20 protein-coding genes and 2 tRNA genes are annotated in these 18,138 nt (G+C 69.6%); 14 read left to right on the forward strand and 8 right to left on the reverse strand.

What is annotated here, in order from left to right; all coding sequences use genetic code 11:
• Both B2284_RS06605 and B2284_RS06610 read left to right on the forward strand, forming a co-directional pair.
• The coding region (locus tag B2284_RS06605) for a DEAD/DEAH box helicase (RefSeq protein WP_286697313.1) at nt 1-1,176 on the forward strand (1,176 nt) is incomplete at its 5' end.
• A 142-nt stretch (nt 1,177-1,318) separates the two neighbouring features.
• The gene (locus tag B2284_RS06610) at nt 1,319-2,161 is read left to right on the forward strand and encodes an RDD family protein (protein ID WP_062257653.1); all 843 of its coding nucleotides are present in this window, start codon (nt 1,319-1,321) and stop codon (nt 2,159-2,161) included.
• A 94-nt stretch (nt 2,162-2,255) separates the two neighbouring features.
• On the opposite strand, the gene B2284_RS06615 is transcribed toward B2284_RS06610, so the two are convergent.
• Together B2284_RS06615 and B2284_RS06620 are read right to left on the reverse strand one after the other, a co-directional pair.
• Nucleotides 2,256-2,861: an isochorismatase family protein gene (locus B2284_RS06615; protein WP_062257656.1), complete on the reverse strand. Its 606-nt coding sequence runs from the start codon at nt 2,859-2,861 to the stop codon at nt 2,256-2,258.
• Entirely contained in the window at nt 2,858-4,189 is a 1,332-nt protein-coding gene (locus B2284_RS06620; RefSeq protein ID WP_136788078.1) for a nicotinate phosphoribosyltransferase, read from the reverse strand. Before B2284_RS06620 ends, B2284_RS06615 begins: the two co-directional genes overlap by 4 nt.
• A 15-nt stretch (nt 4,190-4,204) precedes the next feature.
• Between B2284_RS06620 and clpS the strand changes: the two genes are divergently transcribed.
• The 5 genes from clpS to B2284_RS06645 all read left to right on the forward strand — a co-directional run bounded on the left by clpS (nt 4,205) and on the right by B2284_RS06645 (nt 7,203).
• On the forward strand, nt 4,205-4,525 hold the full coding sequence (gene clpS, locus B2284_RS06625; protein WP_006947542.1) for an ATP-dependent Clp protease adapter ClpS: 321 nt from the start codon (nt 4,205-4,207) through the stop codon (nt 4,523-4,525).
• Nucleotides 4,525-5,166, forward strand: a complete 642-nt coding sequence (locus B2284_RS06630) for a DUF2017 domain-containing protein (protein WP_062257659.1) — start codon at nt 4,525-4,527, stop codon at nt 5,164-5,166. The genes clpS and B2284_RS06630 overlap by 1 nt, the downstream gene beginning before the upstream one ends.
• A 35-nt stretch (nt 5,167-5,201) precedes the next feature.
• Complete coding sequence (gene gltX, locus B2284_RS06635) at nt 5,202-6,764, forward strand: glutamate--tRNA ligase (protein WP_062257662.1); 1,563 nt, start codon at nt 5,202-5,204, stop codon at nt 6,762-6,764.
• Nucleotides 6,765-6,932: 168 nt separating this feature from the next.
• A tRNA-Gln gene (locus tag B2284_RS06640) sits at nt 6,933-7,004 on the forward strand.
• 126 nt (nt 7,005-7,130) lie between these two features.
• Nucleotides 7,131-7,203 (forward strand) — tRNA-Glu (locus B2284_RS06645).
• A gap of 197 nt (nt 7,204-7,400) precedes the next feature.
• Here B2284_RS06645 and B2284_RS06650 read toward each other — a convergent pair.
• Nucleotides 7,401-8,153 carry an IclR family transcriptional regulator gene (locus B2284_RS06650; RefSeq protein WP_040015175.1) on the reverse strand — a complete coding sequence of 251 codons (753 nt, stop codon included), beginning with the start codon at nt 8,151-8,153 and terminating at the stop codon, nt 7,401-7,403.
• Between the two features lie 119 nt (nt 8,154-8,272).
• Between B2284_RS06650 and leuC the strand changes: the two genes are divergently transcribed.
• The 3 genes from leuC to B2284_RS06665 all read left to right on the forward strand — a co-directional run bounded on the left by leuC (nt 8,273) and on the right by B2284_RS06665 (nt 10,903).
• Entirely contained in the window at nt 8,273-9,664 is a 1,392-nt protein-coding gene (gene leuC, locus B2284_RS06655) for a 3-isopropylmalate dehydratase large subunit (RefSeq protein ID WP_006947513.1), read from the forward strand.
• Between the two features lie 25 nt (nt 9,665-9,689).
• Nucleotides 9,690-10,283, forward strand: a complete 594-nt coding sequence (leuD, locus tag B2284_RS06660) for a 3-isopropylmalate dehydratase small subunit (protein WP_038568866.1) — start codon at nt 9,690-9,692, stop codon at nt 10,281-10,283.
• Between the two features lie 293 nt (nt 10,284-10,576).
• Complete coding sequence (locus tag B2284_RS06665) at nt 10,577-10,903, forward strand: HU family DNA-binding protein (RefSeq protein ID WP_038568864.1); 327 nt, start codon at nt 10,577-10,579, stop codon at nt 10,901-10,903.
• Nucleotides 10,904-10,924: 21 nt separating this feature from the next.
• Here the strand turns inward: B2284_RS06665 and B2284_RS06670 are convergent, their stop codons facing one another.
• Nucleotides 10,925-11,149: a cold-shock protein gene (locus B2284_RS06670; protein WP_115297210.1), complete on the reverse strand. Its 225-nt coding sequence runs from the start codon at nt 11,147-11,149 to the stop codon at nt 10,925-10,927.
• A 171-nt stretch (nt 11,150-11,320) separates the two neighbouring features.
• Here B2284_RS06670 and B2284_RS06675 point away from each other — a divergent pair, with 171 nt between their 5' ends.
• Both B2284_RS06675 and B2284_RS06680 read left to right on the forward strand, forming a co-directional pair.
• Complete coding sequence (locus tag B2284_RS06675) at nt 11,321-12,091, forward strand: lysophospholipid acyltransferase family protein (RefSeq protein ID WP_074045539.1); 771 nt, start codon at nt 11,321-11,323, stop codon at nt 12,089-12,091.
• A 91-nt stretch (nt 12,092-12,182) separates the two neighbouring features.
• A complete protein-coding gene (locus B2284_RS06680; protein ID WP_074045540.1) occupies nt 12,183-13,184 on the forward strand; it encodes an NAD(P)H-dependent glycerol-3-phosphate dehydrogenase in 1,002 nt (333 codons plus the stop codon).
• Between the two features lie 72 nt (nt 13,185-13,256).
• On the opposite strand, the gene B2284_RS06685 is transcribed toward B2284_RS06680, so the two are convergent.
• A complete protein-coding gene (locus B2284_RS06685) occupies nt 13,257-14,372 on the reverse strand; it encodes a trans-sulfuration enzyme family protein (protein ID WP_170957148.1) in 1,116 nt (371 codons plus the stop codon).
• Nucleotides 14,373-14,451: 79 nt separating this feature from the next.
• On the opposite strand from B2284_RS06685, the gene B2284_RS06690 reads away from it, so the two are divergent.
• A complete protein-coding gene (locus B2284_RS06690; protein ID WP_074045542.1) occupies nt 14,452-15,573 on the forward strand; it encodes a D-alanine--D-alanine ligase family protein in 1,122 nt (373 codons plus the stop codon).
• Nucleotides 15,574-15,690: 117 nt separating this feature from the next.
• Here B2284_RS06690 and B2284_RS06695 read toward each other — a convergent pair whose 3' ends face one another.
• On the reverse strand, nt 15,691-16,149 hold the full coding sequence (locus B2284_RS06695) for a DUF3515 family protein (RefSeq protein WP_006947505.1): 459 nt from the start codon (nt 16,147-16,149) through the stop codon (nt 15,691-15,693).
• A 739-nt stretch (nt 16,150-16,888) separates the two neighbouring features.
• Between B2284_RS06695 and B2284_RS06700 the strand changes: the two genes are divergently transcribed.
• Nucleotides 16,889-17,065 (forward strand): hypothetical protein, encoded by a 177-nt coding sequence (locus tag B2284_RS06700; RefSeq protein WP_170957147.1) that lies wholly within the window; start codon nt 16,889-16,891, stop codon nt 17,063-17,065.
• A gap of 87 nt (nt 17,066-17,152) precedes the next feature.
• Here the strand turns inward: B2284_RS06700 and B2284_RS06705 are convergent, their stop codons facing one another.
• Nucleotides 17,153-17,731, reverse strand: a complete 579-nt coding sequence (locus B2284_RS06705; protein ID WP_074045545.1) for a hypothetical protein — start codon at nt 17,729-17,731, stop codon at nt 17,153-17,155.
• Nucleotides 17,732-17,971: 240 nt separating this feature from the next.
• On the reverse strand, nt 17,972-18,138 hold a 167-nt coding region (locus tag B2284_RS06710; protein ID WP_286697314.1), incomplete at its 5' end, for a transposase.

Raw genomic sequence — 18,138 nt, forward strand, 5'->3', positions numbered from 1 at the left:
GCGAGCGACTACGCGTACGGCTACGCCGAGGCGCTCGCCGACGGCGTCGTCCGGCCCGTGCTGTTCATGGCCTACGGCGGCAACATGCGATGGCGCACCCGGGCCGGCGACGAGATCGCGGCGCGTCTCGGCACACCGATGACGAAGGACGCCATTGCAGGCGCCTGGCGCACCGCGCTCGACCCGAACGGCGCGTGGATCCCGTCCGTGCTTCAGGCCGCCGACAAGCGCCTGTCGGAGGTGCGACGTCACGTGCCCGACGCGGGCGGCCTCGTCATCGCCTCGAACCAGACGGCCGCGCGCGCCTACGCGCGCACGCTCGAGGCGATCACTGGCACCAAACCGACCGTCGTGCTCTCCGACGACGCGGGCGCGAGCTCCCGGATCGAGGACTTCGCCAAGAGCAGCGAGCGGTGGATGGTCGCCGTCCGCATGGTCTCCGAGGGTGTCGACGTGCCGCGTCTTTGCGTCGGCGTCTACGCGACGTCGACGTCGACGCCGCTGTTCTTCGCCCAGGCCGTCGGACGCTTCGTGCGCGCCCGCAAGCGCGGCGAGACGGCGTCGGTGTTCCTGCCGACCGTGCCGATCATCCTCGAGCACGCCTCGCGTCTCGAGGAGCAGCGCGACCACGCCCTCGACCGTCCGCAGCGCGCGGGGGAGAACCCCGAGGACAACATGTGGTCGGAGGAGGAGGGGCTGCTCGCCGAGGCCAACCGTGAGGAGAAGGCCTCCGGGATGCTCGCCGACGACGGCACCTTCGAGGCGCTCGAGTCGCAGGCCGAGTTCGACCACGTCCTGTTCGACGCGCAGCAGTGGGGCATGGGCGGTGACGTCGGCAGCGAGGACGAGCAGGAATACCTCGGCTTGCCCGGTCTGCTCGAGCCCGATCAGATGGCGAGCCTGCTGCGTGAACGTCAGGCCAAGCAGGCCAAGGCCGGGCGCACGCGACGCACCGACGACGACGAACCCGTCGCCGCGCACCGTGCCCTCGCCAAGCAGCGCAAGGAGCTCAACGGCCTCGTCGCGCAGTACGCGCGCAAGAGCGGCCAGCCGCATGCCGTCATCCACAACGACCTGCGTCAGCAGTGCGGGGGGCCGACGCTCGACAAGGCCTCCTCCGAACAGGTCGGCGAACGCATCGAGTTGATCCGTCGCTGGTTCGTCGGTCGGCGCTGAGCCTGCGAGGCCCTCAGCCCGCGAGGCCCTCAGCATGCGGGTGTCATGTGGGATGCAGTGCGGTACGAGGCACTGCCTGCCTGGCTCATCCGCACGGCTCATCGCGCCCGGCGCGTCATGCCGGGGCGGATAGGGTAGACGCATGACTGAGCAGCCGCACGCGCCCGTTTCGTCGGGCTGGTACGACGACCCCCGCGACGCCACCCAGCTGAGGTACTGGGACGGCATCCTGTGGACCGAGCGCACCATGCCGAAGCTGCGCCCGGGCCTCGACCACGTCGGGGAGGCTCGCCCGGTCCAGCACCTCGACGCACCGCCGCGCCGTGACGGCGAGCCGCGCACCTATCCGGCTCACTGGGGCCCCGAGGGCAGCGGGGAGCAGCAGCATCGCTTCGGTGCCCCGCAGCCGCGGGCTCATGATCAGCGCCCGACGGCGTTCGGAACGAGCGCGGGGGAGCCGTCGGGGGTGTGGCGCCGCTTCTTCGCCTACTTCCTCGACCGCATCATCTTCGGGGTGCCCGTCACCCTCGCGATGCTGCCGTTCCTGCACTCGTGGATCGACGAGTTCCGCGACTTCATCGACGAGGCGAGCACCGCCGCGAGCAACGGTGGGCAGATGCCGGCCTTCCCCGACGACCTGACGTCGCCGCCGCTCGTGTTGGCGCTCGCGCTGTTCGTGGCGGGATTCGTCTACGACACCCTGATGACGTCACTGCGCGGTGCGACGCTCGGCAAGTCGGCGCTCGGCATCCGCGTGGCGCCCATCGAGGAGGGCGACCCCCGCTCGCCGCAGAAGTTGCCGATGGCACGCAGCGCCGTGCGCGCTCTCATCAAGTACGTGCCGGATCTGATGTCGCTCGTCGCCGTGCTCGCCGGCATCGCGGGCCTGCTGCAGATCGCGATCCTGCTGTGGGCGCTGAGCAACCGCCTCCGTCAGGGCCTCGACGACCTCGCGGCGCGCAGCGTCGTGCGCCGCACCCGCTGACCCCGCCCCACCTGCGTTTTTCGTCCACCTTCGCGAATCCCGTCCACATCGGCGATTCTCGTCCATCTTCGTGCCCGGCACGCGGGCCGCGTTCTCAGCCGACGACGGGTTGACCGACGAGCTCGACGCCCGCGTCGCGCATGGTCGTGAGCGCCGCGTCGGTGCTGTCGGCTGCGACGCCGGCCGTCATGCCGAGCAGCACGCGCGTGCCGAAGCCTTCGCTGACGGCGTCGAGCGCGGTCGCGCGGACGCAGTGGTCGGTCGCGATGCCGACGACGTCGACGCTGCCGACGCCCGCGTCACGCAACCAGGAGGCGAGCGACTCATCGCCACCGGCGAAAGACCCCTCGAATCCTGAGTAGGCCGCGGCGTACCTGCCCTTGGGGAAGATCGCGTCGAGCCGATCGACGGCGGGCGCGAATCCGTCGTGGAACGCCGCGCCGTCGGACTCGGCGCGGCAGTGCACGGGCCACGAGTCGCGGTAGTCGGGGGTCTCGCTCCAGTGCTCGCCGGGGTCGACGTGCCAGTCCTGCGTCGCGACGACGACGTCGTAATCGGCGAGCGCGACGTAGTCGGCGATCGCCGCGGCGACCTGGGCGCCCCCGGCCACGGCGAGCGAACCGCCCTCGCAGAAGTCGTTCTGCACGTCGACGACGACGAGTGCCCGGCGCGTGCCGGCATCAACGTTCGGCGCGCTCATCGCTGCGTCACCCCGCCCAAACCGGGACCCTCGTACCGGGTCGGGATGACGGGCTCACCGCGCGACATCTGACGCGCCTTCGCGGGCAATTCCGCGCGGGAACGCTCGTACACCGCGCGGGCGCTCGCGGCGTCCGTCGGCGCGACGACCTCGCCGTTCCTGACGAGCGGGACGAGCAGCGCACGGTCGTCGCCGTCGTCGACCGGCTGCTCGCCGATGCCGATGATCTCGGCCTCGGCCACTCCCTGTGCGTTTCGGCGACGCAGCGCCCACTTGCGTCCGCCGACGGAGATTTTGTCCTTGCTCTTCTTCGCGACGTCGATCATCTGGCCGTCGTCGCCCGCGTGCTGGACGAGCTTGTAGACCATGCCGGCCGTCGGCGCGCCGGAGCCGGTGACGAGGGAGGTGCCGACGCCGTACGCGTCGACCGGCCCGGCTGCGAGGGCGGCGATGGCGTACTCGTCGAGGTCGCTCGTCACGACGATCTTCGTGCTTGTGGCACCGAGTGAGTCGAGCTGCTCGCGCACCTCGCGGGCCTGCACGAGCAGGTCGCCGGAATCCAGACGCACCCCACCGAGTTCGGTGCCCGCGACCTCGACGGCGATCTTGACGGCGTTCTTCACGTCGTAGGTGTCGACGAGCAGCGTCGTGTCCTTGCCGAGCGAGTCGACCTGCGCGGTGAACGCGGCGCGCTCGTCGTCGTGCAGCAGCGTGAACGCGTGCGCCGACGTGCCCGTCGTCGGCACGTCGTAGCGACGTCCCGCCTCGAGGTTGGAGGAGGCCGCGAACCCCGTGATGTACGCGGCGCGCGCGGCTGCGACCGCTGCCTCCTCGTGCGTGCGACGCGAGCCCATCTCGATGCACGGACGGCCGTCGGCGGCGAGCATTATGCGCGACGCAGCGGCGGCGACGGCTGAGTCGTGGTTGAGGATCGACAGGATCAACGTCTCGAGGATCACGCCCTCGGCGAACGTCGACTCGACGACGACGAGCGGCGAGCCCGGGAAGTAGCACTCACCCTCGGCGTAGCCGTGGATGTCACCGGAGAAGCGGTAGTTGGCGAGCCACTCGAGCGTCGGCTCATCGACGACGGCGCGTCGACGCAGGTCGTCGATCTCGGCCTCGGTGAACCGGAACTCTTTCAACGCCTCGAGAAAACGACCCGTGCCCGCGACGACGCCGAAGCGGCGGCCGTCGGGCAGGCGGCGGGCGAAGACCTCGAAGACGCTCTTGCGGTGGGCCGCACCGGAGCGCAACGCCGCCTGGAGCATCGTGAGCTCGTAGTGGTCGGTGAGCAGGGCCGTCGAGGCCGAGATGGTGGAAGTCACGTATCGAACTCTAAGGTGGTTGACGTGTCGATCGCGCCTCCAGACATCGATTTCGAGCAACTGGCCAAGCAGCTCGCCGACCCCGACCCCCAGGACGTGGGGGAGCGGGCGTGGGTGACGCTCGTGTGGAACGACCCCGTCAACCTCATGAGCTACGTCAGCTTCGTGTTCCAGGACTACTTCGGCTACTCCCGCGAGGAGGCCGAGCGGCTCATGATGCAGGTGCACACCGAGGGCCGCGCCGTCGTCAGCAAGGGCAGCCGCGAGAAGGCCGAGGCCGACACGATCGCCATGCATGGCTACAGCCTGTGGGCGACCTACGAGCAGGAGGGCTGATGGCCGAGGCATTCCGGCGTGACCCGTCCGACGAGCGGCGCATCGTCGGACGTCTCGACGACGTCGAACGCGCCGTCGTCGTCGATCTCATGCACCAGACGAGCGTCCTGCTCTCCGACGGTAGTGACGACGCACCCGACGCGCCGCGCGGCACCGACGAGGACGAGCTGTTCGCGGCGCTCGGACGCTCTATGAGCGCCCGGGAGGCTCCACGCGACCCGGCGCTTCGTCGGCTGCTGCCCGACGGTGTCAAGGACGATGACGGCGCGGCCGCCGAGTTCCGCCGCCTCACCGAGGCCTCCTTGCGCGATCGCAAGCTGCGTAACCTCGCTACGGCGATGACGGCGTTCGAGCGCGCGGGTGCGAACGTCGACCTCGCGCAGGCGATGAGCGCCGGCGAACCCCGCGACATCGTCCTCGACGAGGCCGAGGCGCGCGCGACGATGATGGCGCTGACGGACGTGCGGCTCGTGCTCGCCGAGCGCCTCGGCGTGCGCACCGATGCGGATGCCGACGCACTCGTCGAACAGGTCGAGCGTGGGCAGGTGCCGAGCGACGAGGAACAGCTCATGGCCGCCTACTACGACTTCCTCACCTGGCTCGCCGAATCGGTGACGCTCGCGGTGATGCGCGAGGCCTGAGGCGCAGCGCAACGGCCGTCTACGATGGAGACATCATGAGCGACTCGACTGCCACCTCAGCCCCCACCCCCTCGACGCCCGGCGAGACGAGCCCCGGCGCCGTCCGTCTGCGCGTCGCGCCGTCGCCGACGGGTGACCCGCACGTCGGCACCGCCTACATGGCGATGTTCGACCTTGCGTTCGCGCGTCAGCAGGGCGGAAAGTTCGTCCTGCGCATCGAGGACACCGACCGGGCGCGCTTCCAGGCCGATTCCGAGCAGCAGATCTTCGACACGCTGCACTGGCTCGACCTGAACTGGGACGAGGGCCCCGACGTCGGCGGCCCGTACGCGCCGTACCGTCAGAGTGAGCGGCTCGACACGTACAAGCCGTACGTCGACAAGCTCATCGACGAGGGCAAGGCGTACTACTGCTACTGCACGAGCGAGCGGCTCGCCGAGATGCGCGAGCTCCAGCAGAAGCAGAAGCTGCCGACCGGCTACGACCGTATGTGCTACGGCAAGTCGCGTGAGGAGCGCGCCGCCGAGCCCGGCTTCAGCGAGAACCCCGTCGTGCGCATGTTCATCCCCGACGACGCGCCGCTCGTGTTCGACGACCTCATCCGAGGCGAGGTCAAGGCGCCCCGCCCGGACGATCAGGTCATCATGAAGGCCGACGGTTTCCCGACGTACCACCTCGCCGTCGTCGTCGACGACCACGAGATGGGCATCACGCACGTCGTGCGCGGTGAGGAGTGGATCAGCTCGACGCCGAAGCACATCCTGCTCTACCAGGGCCTCGGCCTCGAGCCGCCGAAGTTCGCGCACATGCCGCTGCTGCGCGATGAGAAGAAGGCGAAGATCTCCAAGCGCAAGAGCCCGTGGGCGCGCCTCACGTGGTTCAAGGAGCAGGGTTACCTGCCGGAGGCGCTGCTCAACTTCCTCGCGCTGCTCGGCTACCCGCCGATCATCGAGGCGGACGGCACCGAGCGCGAGGTGTTCACCTTCGAGGAGTTCAGCGAGAACTTCGAGTGGAGCAAGGTCAACACCGTCGGCCCGATCTTCAACCTCGACAAGCTGAACTGGCTCAACGGTCACTACATCCGCGAGCTCGAGCCTCGCGACTTCGCCGCGCGTATCCTGCCGTTCCTCGTCGCGGACGGCGTGCTGCCGGAGCAGCCGTCGCTGCCGCAGCTGGGTCGCCTCAACCTCGTCGCCGAGCTGATCCAGACTCGCATCAACCTGCTGTCGGAGGCGACGCCGCTCGTCGCACCGTTCTTCACCGACGACGCCGAGCTGCCCATCGCGGACGACGCCCGTGCGCAGCTCAAGGAGACGGCCCCGCAGGTGCTAGACGCCGCCATCGCGGCCCTGGAGCCCATCTCGGGTTCGCTCGGCAAGCCTGACGGCACGGGCATCGAGTGGGTGCACGAGCGCATCGAGGCCGCGTTGCGCGAGGCCGTCGTCGACGGCCTGGGCATCAAGCCGAAGTTCGCCTTCGGCCCGTTGCGCACCGCCGTGTCCGGTCAGCGGATCTCACCGCCGCTGTTCGAGTCGATGGAGATCCTCGGCAAGCACTCGACGATGGAACGCTTGAAGAACCTGCGCGCGAGCCTGTGATCGACCGGGGCGCGCCTGCCTGTCGGCCCTGACGGATGCGTCAGGGTCGGCGCGGCAGGGCGCCGGTCGATTTGTCGTCCCGGGAAACCTCCGGTAAAGTTTTCACTCGGTTCGGGGAACGAACGGAAGGCCTCGCGAGGCGCGCTGTTCGATCACTGCAACCCCCATTGGGGTATGGTGTAATTGGCAACACGGATGATTCTGGTTCATTTGTTCTAGGTTCGAGTCCTGGTACCCCAGCGCAGATCGCTTGTGCAGAAGGTGACGCCCGCGTCACGCGCGCACAGAGTGATTTCGGGAAAACGATGACATGAGTTAAAGTTTTCCTCGCTGCTGAAGGGCCGAAAGGTTGACGAAGCAGGCCATGGCCCCGTTGTGTAGTGGCCTAGCACGCCGCCCTCTCAAGGCGGTAGCGCGGGTTCGAATCCCGTCGGGGCTACATCGAGACAAGAAATCCTCACCGTAGAAATGCGGTGGGGATTTCTTGTTTGCCTTCTCTTTCTGTCGCCGTCTCGGCTCAGACCGACCTTTTTCGGGTCCTGATCATTCGTGCGCTCGAATGCGGGATCCAGGAATCGCCACCGGACGGCCGCAGGTCACGTGCACCTGCCCAAGGGCATCGTCGCCAGAGGTGGATCAGCGCGTCGTGGGTGGTGCGACGCTCTTCTGCTGCGCGGCGGCGCGCGCGAGCACCTCCGTCAGCTTGTTGGCGCCGGCGACGACCGTTGCGGCGTGCAGCCGCCCGGGCTGACGGGAGACGCGCTCGACGGGGCCGGAGATCGAGACGGCGGCGATGACGCGGCCGCTGGGCGAGCGCACCGGCGCGGAGACTGACGCGACGCCCTGCTCGCGCTCGCTCACCGACTGAGCCCATCCGCGGCGGCGCACGCCGGAGAGCATCGTCGCGGTGAACTTGGAGCCCTGCAGGCCACGGTGCAGACGGTCGGGCTCCTCCCAGGCGAGCAGCACCTGGGCCGCTGAGCCGGCCTGCATCGACAGCGTCGCGCCGACGGGGATGGAATCGCGCAGACCCATCGGGCGATCGGCGGCCGCCACGCAGATGCGCTGGTCGCCCTGGCGGCGGAAGAGCTGGGCGCTCTCGTTCGTGTGGTCGCGCAGCGCGCCGAGGACGGGCCCGGCGGCGGCGAGCAGGCGGTCCTCACCGGCGGCGGCGGCGAGTTCGACGAGTCGGGGGCCGAGGACGAAGCGTCCCTGCATGTCACGGGCCACGAGGCGGTGATGCTCCAGCGCGACCGCGAGGCGGTGGGCGGTCGGGCGAGCGAGGCCGGTGGCTGCGACGAGCTGGGCGAGGGTGGAGGGCCCTGCCTCGAGGGCGGAGAGCACGACTGCAGCCTTGTCGAGGACTCCGACGCCACTTGAATTGTCCATGTACTGATATTGCAGTCTCATGAACCGAGACGCAAGTCCGGTCCGCCGGTAAAAGGGTAACGCTTGTCGCAGAACGGTGTCTCGTGGGTCGGACGACCCGTCGATCGAAGGAGGATGACGTGGGTTCCACGTTGGCCGAGAAGGTGTGGCAGCAGCATGTCGTGCGAAGCGCGGAGGGCGAGCCCGACCTGCTCTACATCGACCTTCACCTGCTCCACGAGGTCACGAGCCCGCAGGCGTTCGACGGGCTGCGGCTCGCGGGGCGCACCGTGCGTCGCACCGACCTCACGCTCGCCACCGAGGACCACAACGTCCCGACGACGCCGGGCCCGATCACCGACCTCGTCAGCCGCACCCAGGTCGAGACGCTGCGCCGCAACTGCGAGGAGTTCGGCATCCGCCTGTTCCCGATGGGCGACGCCGAGCAGGGCATCGTCCACATCATCGGCCCGCAGCTGGGCCTCACCCAGCCCGGCGCGACGATCGTCTGCGGCGACAGCCACACCTCGACGCACGGTGCGTTCGGCGCGCTCGCGTTCGGCATCGGCACGAGCGAGGTCGAGCACGTCCTCGCGACGCAGACGCTGCCGCTCAAGCCGTTCAAGACGATGGCGATCACCCTGGAGGGCGACCTGCCGGACGGCGTCAGCGCGAAGGACATCATCCTCGCCGTCATCGCCGAGATCGGCACCGGCGGCGGCCAGGGCTACGTCCTCGAGTACCGCGGCAAGGCGATCGAAGCGCTGTCGATGGAAGCGCGCATGACGATCTGCAACATGTCGATCGAGGCGGGCGCCCGCGCCGGCATGGTGGCGCCCGACCAGACGACGTTCGACTACCTGGAAGGCCGCCCCCATGCGCCGCAGGGCGCCGAGTGGGATGACGCGGTCGAGGCGTGGAAGCAGCTGCGCACCGACGACGACGCGGTGTTCGACGCCGAGGTCGTCATCGACGCGACGAAGCTCGCGCCGTTCGTCACCTGGGGCACCAACCCGGGCCAGGGCCTGCCGCTGACGGCGGCCGTGCCCGACCCCGAGCAGATGGGCGACGACTCGGAGAAGGACGCCGCCGCGAGCGCCATCGAGTACATGGGGCTGAGCGTCGGTCAGCCGCTCAAGGAGATCGCGATCGACACCGTCTTCCTCGGTTCCTGCACCAATGGGCGGCTCGAGGATCTGCGCGCCGCGGCGGACGTGCTACGCGGGCGCAAGGTCGCCGACAGCGTGCGCATGCTCGTCGTGCCCGGTTCGGCGAAGGTGCGTCTCGACGCCGAGGCGGAGGGGCTCGACGCCGTCTTCACCGACGCCGGCGCCGAGTGGCGCCTGCCCGGCTGCTCGATGTGCCTCGGCATGAACCCCGATCAGCTCGAGCCGGGGGAGCGCAGCGCGTCGACCTCGAACCGCAACTTCGAAGGGCGCCAGGGCAAGGGCGGACGCACGCACCTCGTCAGCCCACAGGTCGCCGCGGCGACCGCCGTCACCGGCACGCTTGCCTCGCCCGCCGATCTGTGACCCGCTGAGCCGTCAGGAGACATCGATGGACAAGTTCACCACCCACACCGGCGTCGGGGTGCCGCTGCGCCGCAGCAACGTCGACACCGACCAGATCATTCCAGCCGTCTACCTCAAGCGCGTCACCCGCACGGGCTTCGAGGACGGGCTGTTCTCCGCATGGCGCAAGGACCCGTCGTTCGTGCTCAACACCGAGGCCTACCGCGACGGTTCGGTCCTGGTCGCAGGCCCCGACTTCGGGACGGGCTCCTCGCGCGAGCATGCCGTCTGGGCGCTCATGGACTACGGCTTCCGCGTCGTCATCAGCTCGCGCTTCGCCGACATCTTCCGCGGCAACTCGGGCAAGGCCGGCCTGCTCACCGCGCAGGTCGAGCAGGGCGACGTCGAACTGCTGTGGAAGTACCTCGACAACGAACCGGGCGCGCAGATCACGGTCGACCTGGGCTCGCGCACGATCCACGCGGGGGAGCTCGTCGTGCCGTTCGCTGTCGACGACTACATCCGCTGGCGCCTCATGGAGGGCCTCGACGACATCTCGCTGACGCTGCGTCACGAGGACGACATCGAAGCGTTCGAAGACGCTCGTCCGAGTTGGAAGCCGTCGACGCTCGTCCGATAGGTGATATCGCGCTGACCGCCGCGCGGGAGGCCTCGCGCTCGTGGCGCGCGTGTGTGAGGTGCGACGCCCGGGGAGGTGTCTGCGAATCGCTTACGGCCGCAACTTGGTCGGGCGACCGCCATGATGATCTATGACGATCGGCCTACGCCTGTTCGGTGCGTGGGCGCCGCACGGCGGACGACGAAGACTTCACCCAATGGACGGGGATGCAACCACTCGGTACCGTTGGCCCACGTCGAGACGCAGGACGGGATCGAGCCGTGACGGACGGACGAGAAGGGGTAGGACGAAAGATGAACAAGGCAGACCTGGTCGATCGCCTCGAGGTGCGCCTCGGCAGCAAGAAGGCCGCACTGGAGGCCGTGGAGGCCGTCGTCGACGTGATCATCCGAGAGGTCGCTGCCGGCAACAAGGTAGGGATCACCGGATTCGGCACGTTCGAGCGCGTCGACCGCGCCGCCCGCACGGGCCGCAACCCGCGCACGGGCGAAGCGGTGCGCATCGGTGCGACCTCCGTGCCCAAGTTCACCCCTGGTACGAACTTCAAGGCCGTCACGGCCGACCCGTCGAAGCTGCCCCGCTCCGGCAACGCCGGTGGTCGCGCGCGCGTCGAGCGCTGAGACGCACCGCGTCGGGCGGCGTCAGCGGATCTGCTGGCCCGTCCCGATGCCCTCGATCCACAACCGGCGGATTCCGCCTGGCCCGTGATCGACATTGAGACGCTGCCCCACGCGCAGCGTGCGCAGGCCGCTGCGCGCGAAGGCGTCGGCGTCGAACGGCAGCACCCGGCCGGCGTCGGTGATGAGCTCACCCGTGAACGTCGCCTCGTCGAAGCGGTGGACGCTGGCCTGCGTGTGATGGGTCATGGCGGCTCCTTCGGCGGCTCGGACCGGTGACGGCGAGGTGCGCGGGTCTCGTACCCTCTCACAGCGATCCCTCCCATGCTGCCAGATGCCCCGGCCTCATGGATCGCAACGCTGCGACGAATGCCCTGGACGTGTCGTGCCACTAGAGTGCGAGACGAACAGGAGGTGCCCATGGCGAAGATCTCGCTCGATGCGGGAGAGCGCAACGCCGTCGTCTCCGTCATCACGAAAGCCGTCGCCCCGGCGGTGGCGCCGTGGCTGCGTGAGGCGTGGCGAGGCGCCGAGCACGTTCCCGCCACCGGCGGCGCCGTCATCGCCGCGAACCACCTCAGCTACTCCGACCCGTTCGTCATCGGCCGCTTCCTCCTCTACGGCGCGGGTCGCCTGCCGCACTTCCTCGGCAAGGCCGAGGTCTTCGCCGTCCCCGTCCTCGGGCCGCTGCTGCGCCGCGCCGGGCAGATCCCCGTCCACCGCGGCACCGCACGGGCCAAGGACAGCTTCGTCGAAGCCGTCGACGCCGTCGCGGCCGGCCGCCTCGTCTGCCTGCTGCCGGAGGGCACACTGACGCGGGATCGCGCGTTCTGGCCGATGACGGGCAAGTCCGGCGCCGCGCGCATCGCGCTGACGACGGGCGTCCCGCTCGTCCCCGTCGCGATGTGGGGGCCCGAACGAATCATCCCGCCGACCAGTCGCGCCCGCCACGTCGTGCCGCACCTGCTGACGCGCCGTCATGACGTCACCGTCGTCGCGGGCGAGCCGGTCGACCTCGACGATCTGCGCGGGCGCGACCTCGACACCGAGGTGCTGACGGAGGCCACCAGGCGCCTCATGGCCGCCATCCTCGAGCTGCTGTGCGAGATCCGCGGCGAGCGACCCGGCGCGCCGCCGCTCGACAACCCGCGCACCGTCTCGCGCCCGACCGACGCGCGAGGCTCGCGATGAACGCGCCGACCTGGCCCAGTGGCCTCCGCGCCGACCTGCCTCACAGCGCCGATCTGTCCGACCGCACCGAACTCCACGAAAGGACGAGACGATGACACGCGCCGCAATCATGGGGGCCGGAAGCTGGGGCACGGCGTTCGCCGCCGTCATGGCCGACGCAGGCACCGACGTCACGCTGTGGGCGCGCCGTGCGGAGGCTGCTGACGCGATCAACACCGAGCGCCGCAACGTCGCCTACCTGCCCGAGCTGCAGCTCGACGAGCGCATCAGCGCGACGGCGGACGCCGCGCAGGCGCTCGAGGGCGCCGACCTCGTCGTCCTCGCCGTCCCGTCGCAGTCGCTGCGCGGCAACCTCGAGCAGTGGCGCGACGTGCTGCCGCAGGGCGCGCCGCTCGTGTCGCTCATGAAGGGCATCGAACTCGGCACGCACCTGCGGATGAGCGACGTCATCGCGGAGGTCGCCGGCGTGCCGCTCGCGCAGGTCGCCGTCGTCTCCGGGCCGAACCTCGCGAAGGAGATCGCGCAGAAGCAGCCGGCCGCCGCCGTCGTCGCAGCGCCGCATCACGGGCTGCGCGCCAAGGTGGCAGAGGCCTGCGCCGCCCCGTACTTCCGCCCCTACACGAACGCGGACGTCGTCGGCACGGAGATCGCGGGCGCGGTGAAGAACGTCATCGCGCTCGCCGTCGGCATGGCCCATGGCCTGGGCCTCGGCGAGAACACGACGGCGACGCTCCTGACGCGCGGTCTCGCGGAGACGGCCCGCCTCGGTGCGGCGCTCGGCGCCGACCCGCAGACGTTCCTCGGTCTCGCCGGTGTGGGCGACATGGCCGCGACGTGCAGTTCGCGCCTGTCGCGCAACCATGCCTTCGGGCTGGCCCTCGGCGAGGGGCAGACGCTCGAAGAGGTGACCGCACAGGTCAGCCAGACGGCCGAGGGCGTCAAGTCGTGCCGCTCCATCGTCGAACTCGCACGCAGCGTCGACGTCGACATGCCGATCTGCGACGGCGTGCACGCCATCCTCTACGAAGGGTGGGGCCCGCAGGAGATGGTGCGCGCCCTCATGTCGCGTTCGCGCAAGAGCGAACGCGTCTGACGGCCGGCCAGGCGCGCCCGTTGTTTCGGGCGTCGGCCGGGGCAGCCTGGGCGGGGCAGTCGTGTGACCGGGTCAGTCGGCTGACGCGGCGTGCGCCCGGCGCAGGGCGTCGTCGAGGTCCGTCCACAGATCCTCGACGTCCTCGACCCCGACCGACAGACGCAGCAGGTTCTCCGGAACACTGGCCGGTTCGAGCGCATGTCGACGGCGGCGCTCCAGCATCGACTCGACGCCACCGAGGCTCGTGGCGGGCAACCACACCTCGACGAGCTGTTCGACGGCGCGTGCGGCGTCTGCGTCACCGCGCAGTTCGAGCGCGATCATTGCGCCCGTTCCCGGGTGGCGCACGCGCGCGACGTCGTCGTGCTCGCGCAATCTCGCAGCGAGCGTCGCCGCGTTCGCGCAGGCGCGCTCCCAGCGCAGGTGCAGCGTCCGCATGCCTCGCAGCGCGAGCCACGTCTCCTGCGGGCCGGGGATGGCGCCGCCCAGCGTGCGTGCTGTGAGCAGCCGCGCGGCGAGGTCGGCGTCGTTCGTCACCGCCGCGCCCAGCAGGACGTCGCTGTGGCCCGCGAGGTACTTCGTCACCGAATGCACGACGACGTCGACGCCGTCGTCGAGGGGGCGGCGCCCGAGCGGCGTGTTGAACGTGTTGTCCTCGACGACGAGCGCGCCCGCCGCGTGGGCGCGGCGCGTCACGGCGGCGACGTCGCACGTCTCGAGCATCGGGTTGCTCGGCGACTCGACCCAGACGAGATCGCACCCGGCAGCTAGGGCGGCGTCGAGGGCGCCGTCGTCGGCGAGGTCGACGCGCGTGAGGTGCGCGCGGCCGGCCTCGTGCCAGGTGTCGAGGACGGCGGAGGTGCCGTTGTAGAAGTGTCGCGGCGCGATGACACGGCCGCCGCCGTGCGGCAGGAGGGACAGCGCGGCCGAGATGGCGCCCATGCCGCTGGCAAAGGCGAGCGCGGTCGTCGAGGCGTCACCTTCGAGGGAGGCAAGGGTCGTCTCGAACGCGCTCCACGTCGGGTTGCCGACCCGCGCGTAGTTGAGGTCGGCGCCGGCCACGTAGGTCGAGGTGAGCGTGAGCTCCGGGCTGACGCTCGCGCCCGGCGCGCGGGCAGGGCGTCCACCGCCGACGAGGCGCGTCGCAGCAGCGAGCGGGCGGGCGGGACGATCGGCGTGCGCAACCATGCGAACACCCTGGCACGGCGGCGCCACCGCGCGCCGTGGCGTCCGGCGACTGACCGCGCGGGCGCTATTGTTGGCCGCGATGAGCACTTCGCAGCCCCGCACCCGCGTCGCCGTCGTCTTCGGTGGGCGCTCCTCCGAGCACGCCATCTCGTGCGCCACCGCCGCCGGCGTTCTCGCCGCGATCGACCGTGAGCGCTACGACGTCGTGCCGATCGGCATCAGCAAGGCCGGCCAGTGGGTGCTCATGCCCGACGACCCGTCGGCGCTCGCGATCCAGGGCAAGAAGCTGCCGGAGGTGACGAACGACGCCGGCCGCGAGGTCGTCATCGCGCCGTCGCCCGACCAGCACGACATCCTCGTGCTCGATGCGGGGCAGACCCCGCAGGCACTGACGTCCGTCGACGTCGTCCTGCCGCTGCTGCACGGGCCGTTCGGTGAGGACGGCACCCTGCAGGGCCTGCTCGAACTCGCCGACCTGCGCTACGTCGGCTCGGGCGTCACGGCGTCGGCCGTCATGATGGACAAGCACATGATGAAGATCGTGTTCGAGGCCGCCGGGCTGCCCGTCGGCCCCTACGTCGTCATCACCGACAAGCAGTGGCGCCGCGACAAGGACGCCGCGATGGCCAGCCTCACACCGCTGCGCTACCCCGTCTTCGTCAAACCGGCACGCGCGGGTTCGTCGGTCGGCATCTCGAAGGTCGATTCGCGCGACCAGCTCGAGGCCGCCATCGAACTGGCGCGCGAGAGCGACCCGAAGGTTGTCATCGAGGCCGGCATCGTGGGCCGCGAGGTCGAATGCGGTGTGCTCGAAGGCCACGGCAGCGACCTGCCGCGCGCGTCCGAACTCGGTGAGATCGAGGAGATCGGCGAGCACGCCTTCTACGACTTCGAGGCCAAGTATCTCAACGACGACGGGCTGCGCCTCGCGTGCCCCGCCGATGTCAGCGCCGAGGACACCGCGCGCATCAAGGAGCTGTCGATCAAGGCGTTCGACGCCGCCGGCTGCGAGGGCCTCGCGCGCGTCGACTGGTTCTACACCGCCGACGGCACGCTCTTCCTCAACGAGATCAACACCCTGCCCGGCTTCACGCCCGTGTCGATGTTCCCGGCCGTGTGGCGCGAGAGCGGCCTCGACTACACCGACCTCATCACCGACCTGATCGAGTTGGCGCGCGAGCGCAAGACCGGTCTGCGCTGACGGCAGCCCCGCGTCCGCGGGGTCCCCTGGGGGAGTCCGGGGGGCTTGTGGGTGGTGACGCGGCGACGATGGCCGGGTCGGGGGTGAACCGGAGCCGAACCGAATCGGCGCCGCCTGTCAGGAACAGCGGTGTGGACCCTGAGCGATCTTCTTCGCCGCGGGGGCGAACGCGGCGAGCAGCGTGCCGTCGAGGTTCGCCGACGACGGGACGAGCACCTCGATCGCCGGCTCACGACCGTAGGTGACGTACCGCGTGCCGCCCGAGACCGGGATCTGCACCCAGTCGACGTCGTTCGCGGAGAAGCAGGCGTCGCTCGTCGGGCCGGGTGAGGTGACGCCGCAGCGCGCGATGAGGACGTCGTCAGCGTTCTTGCCCCAGGCGTGGACGGTCGGCGAGTCGGCCGAGTCGGGGTAGGAATCGAGCCCCGAGACCGTCTTCGGCCACGATTTCGCGACAGCCGCGCACTCGGACGATGACGCCTGCGCAGCAGGCTTCGCAGCGACGGGCGAGTCACCGCATGCGGTGAGCGCCAGCGTTGCGGCACCAGCGAGAGTGAGAGCGACGCGTGCTGACATGACCCATAGGCTATCCAACCCTCGTCTGCCCACCCCGCGCCTGCCCGGCCCGCAACCATCCAACTCGCACCGGCGCCCGGGGCTGATCGGGGGACCCAAGATGCTTGGGAGCTGCGATCCCGCCTAACAGAGTTTCAGCTCCCGGGAGCGTGCTTGCGAGCTGCGATCCTGCCTGACGGGGTTTCAGAGCTCTTCACAAATGAGGGTGCAGCTGGGGTCTGAAGCCGCCGGACTCGAGCAGGGATCTGGCGATGTAGTTGGTCAGGTTGCGGAAGCCCAGGGCGGAGCCGCGCCCACCATGACCACACGAGCCGATCAGGCTGCGTGACTACCGACTGTCACCTCTCCGTGCAGCAGTTCCCACCAGCCGCGCCCTCCAGCGGATCGTCAAGTCCCCTGCTGACGGCGACTTCGGCCCCAACTCGATCCGTGCACTCCAGCGCTACCTCAACCGTGGCGTGCTCGCGGGAAAGTTCAAGCTGCCGTGACCACCATCGGCCACGCCGTCGCTGACCACATCTACCGCACCCAGCCCAGCGTCCTCGCCCGCTGCCTGGGCCTCATCTTGTCCGGCTGTCTGGTCCTCGCGTGGGCCGGGCTGCGACTGACCCGATCGATCGGAGCATCATGACCCACCCGCGCACTCAAGGCTGACGCGAAGAACCGCGCCGCCCGCACCCTCCTGCAAGGCCTCGCCATTGACGTCCTCATCGCCGTCGGCACCGCCCTGGCCATGTGGTTGCCTGATGCCACCCTCACCGCCGGCGAGTCGTGGCTCGTGCTCGGCGTGTCCGTCGGCAAGACCGCCCTGACCGTCCTCGCGTCATGGCTCATGCGGCTCAAGATCGACGGGTCTGCGCTGCCCGCCCCGCTCCCGCCGGCCGACCCGGGTGAGCCCGACGACGACACCGCCTGATTCCATCCGGTGCTGCACCAACAGCCCCCTTCGCTCGCCTCTTACGAGGTGGCCAAGGGGGGCTGTCTTGTCATTCGGGGTTGCGACTCAGGTCAACTGAGCACTCTCGCCGGAGACTGTTGCCGAGCGCGAGCGCGCGCCGATCTGGGCGCTGGTCGCCGGGCCTCGGGTACCGTTGCGTCGCTCGAAGGTCAATGTTTGCGCGGCTTGTGAGCCGGCGCCGTCAGGATCGACTATGACTGAGCGTTGGGTCCAGTAGGTGACGTCGTTGCAGTAGTCCTGGCTCTGCGTGAAGGACGCACGGACATGGAAGCCACCCAAATACAGGCGGCCGTCGGATTTGACGTCGGCGGCGAGGATCGGGCAGGTGTATTTCCACGTGTAAGGCGTGTAGTCCAAGCCGTCCGACTTCGTCTGCGCCACACCGCGGGTGGGGCCGGACCAGCAGGTGGAGTGACCACTCAGGTTCGCCCAGGTGGCGCTCTGCTTTCCGATGATCCAGTAGATCAGGGCCGCGTCGGCCACGGTCGACTCCGGGGTGATGTCGTAGAGGTAAAGGCCGTAGGGTGCGCCGTCGGGGGTGGCGCCGGTCGCCGTTGAGTCGACTTCGAGCGTCCACCTGCAGCTGCCGCTGGACCTTGCCGTGTTTGCGACCCACCCGTTCACGCCTGGGTCCTTACGGACCGGGACAGACGCCGCCAAGCTGGGTGCAGCTGCTGCGATAGTAACGGCGGGTACCGCCCAAGCGGCCCCCTTTGCAATGGTCCGTCGGTCTAAGGCCCCGCTGCGCTCAGTCATGAAATTCCCCCGTCTAGTAAAGGATTGAGTAGGTCTTTACGTTAGGCAGCATAGGGGGCCTGTGCTATCCCAGGCAAGACGACCCATCGCCGAATGATGACTGGCTCTTCACAGATGAGGGTGTAGTTGAGGTCTGAATCCGCCGGACTCGAGCAGGGATCTGGCGATGTAGTTGGTCAGGTTGCGGAAGCCCAGGGCCGAGCCGCGCAGGTGCTCCAGGCGTCCGTTGATCGCCTCTGTGGGGCCATTGCTGGTGCCAGGCCGCTCGAAGTAGG

Source organism: Dermacoccus sp. UBA1591 (genome assembly GCF_002322065.1).
GTDB classification, from domain to species: domain Bacteria; phylum Actinomycetota; class Actinomycetes; order Actinomycetales; family Dermatophilaceae; genus Dermacoccus; species Dermacoccus nishinomiyaensis.

What these genes read in the sequence shown, in the direction of transcription:
- B2284_RS06610 (WP_062257653.1), top strand. Translation starts at nt 1,319, where the DNA reads ATGACTGAGCAGCCGCACGCGCCCGTTTCGTCGGGCTGGTACGACGAC.
- B2284_RS06615 (WP_062257656.1), bottom strand. Translation starts at nt 2,861, where the DNA reads ATGAGCGCGCCGAACGTTGATGCCGGCACGCGCCGGGCACTCGTCGTC.
- B2284_RS06630 (WP_062257659.1), top strand. Translation starts at nt 4,525, where the DNA reads ATGGCCGAGGCATTCCGGCGTGACCCGTCCGACGAGCGGCGCATCGTC.
- gltX (WP_062257662.1), top strand. Translation starts at nt 5,202, where the DNA reads ATGAGCGACTCGACTGCCACCTCAGCCCCCACCCCCTCGACGCCCGGC.
- B2284_RS06650 (WP_040015175.1), bottom strand. Translation starts at nt 8,153, where the DNA reads ATGGACAATTCAAGTGGCGTCGGAGTCCTCGACAAGGCTGCAGTCGTG.
- leuD (WP_038568866.1), top strand. Translation starts at nt 9,690, where the DNA reads ATGGACAAGTTCACCACCCACACCGGCGTCGGGGTGCCGCTGCGCCGC.
- B2284_RS06665 (WP_038568864.1), top strand. Translation starts at nt 10,577, where the DNA reads ATGAACAAGGCAGACCTGGTCGATCGCCTCGAGGTGCGCCTCGGCAGC.
- B2284_RS06670 (WP_115297210.1), bottom strand. Translation starts at nt 11,149, where the DNA reads ATGACCCATCACACGCAGGCCAGCGTCCACCGCTTCGACGAGGCGACG.
- B2284_RS06675 (WP_074045539.1), top strand. Translation starts at nt 11,321, where the DNA reads ATGGCGAAGATCTCGCTCGATGCGGGAGAGCGCAACGCCGTCGTCTCC.
- B2284_RS06680 (WP_074045540.1), top strand. Translation starts at nt 12,183, where the DNA reads ATGACACGCGCCGCAATCATGGGGGCCGGAAGCTGGGGCACGGCGTTC.
- B2284_RS06685 (WP_170957148.1), bottom strand. Translation starts at nt 14,372, where the DNA reads ATGGTTGCGCACGCCGATCGTCCCGCCCGCCCGCTCGCTGCTGCGACG.
- B2284_RS06690 (WP_074045542.1), top strand. Translation starts at nt 14,452, where the DNA reads ATGAGCACTTCGCAGCCCCGCACCCGCGTCGCCGTCGTCTTCGGTGGG.
- B2284_RS06695 (WP_006947505.1), bottom strand. Translation starts at nt 16,149, where the DNA reads ATGTCAGCACGCGTCGCTCTCACTCTCGCTGGTGCCGCAACGCTGGCG.